1 protein-coding gene and 1 pseudogene are annotated in these 915 nt (G+C 61.0%); both read left to right on the top strand.

Annotated features, from left to right (window positions below; translation table 11 throughout):
* Positions 1–262 (top strand): annotated as a pseudogene (locus IE224_RS21245) (hypothetical protein); the annotation flags it as partial.
* On the top strand, positions 259–891 hold the full coding sequence (locus IE224_RS20865; protein ID WP_191313436.1) for a primase/helicase family protein: 633 nt from the start codon (positions 259–261) through the stop codon (positions 889–891). The pseudogene IE224_RS21245 and the gene IE224_RS20865, both read left to right, overlap by 4 nt.
* Positions 892–915 lie beyond the last annotated feature (24 nt).

Raw genomic sequence — 915 nt, 5'->3', positions numbered from 1 at the left:
GCTACCGCCGACCGGTCGGATGATCGTGGAACAGCTGGTCGGATGTTGCTGGAATAAACGGTCGGATGCCGTGGAATACGCACAGGACTCAGAAAAGGCGCGCAAGTGGGCCTATGGAGTGTGGCGGGGCATCTATCCCAACCACAAATTGCCTACTGGATGGTTCGGGGCCCCGCCGCGTACGCCACAGGACGACGCCTACGCCCTAGTTGACCGAGAAGTCCGCCGCTTCCGCAAGAGCAGCAAGGGGAGGGCAGCATGACGCTTGAAGAAGCCATGCACACCGCATGCGCCCAGGTCGGCATCGTCCCACCTAACCGGATCAAGGTCGGGGACTTTGTCCGCACCAACACCCTGGAACGGAATGGGAAAGGCGATGCCACAGTGCTGATCTTCGATGATAGGCAGGGAGGCATTGCGACGAATTGGCAGACCGGCCAGCAGCACAGGTTCACACTCCGGGAGCCCGGCCAAGCGCCGACCCCACGACCGCGCGATGTGGAAGCTGAGCGCCGGGCCGAACGGGACCGGCTAGAAGTCGAGCGCATCTGCTTGGCCATAATCCGGGGCTGTCGGCAGGACACCCATCCCTATTTGGCCCGAAAGGGCTTTCCACTGGATCACGCATTGGTCTGCGATGATCCCCGGGTTCATCTACCAAATACTCGGCTTAGCCAAGCCATTGCAGCTGCGATCCCGGCCAGCGACAAGCCGTTGCTGGTGGTGCCAGGTCGCCTCGGCACTGGCAAGGACGGCAGGATCACCACGATCCAGTTCATCACGGCCGATGGAGAGAAGAAGAACCTGCTGCGCGGCCAGATGGGGGGCACGGCTGTTGATTTCCACCCAGAACTGAGCCGGCATTTCCATCGAGAAGTGAGCCACCTCTAACTATGGATTTCCGGTCATTCAGTG

Source organism: Paracoccus aerius, assembly GCF_014656455.1.
GTDB lineage: Bacteria > Pseudomonadota > Alphaproteobacteria > Rhodobacterales > Rhodobacteraceae > Paracoccus > Paracoccus aerius.
This window is presented reverse-complemented; position numbering and strand designations above follow the sequence as displayed.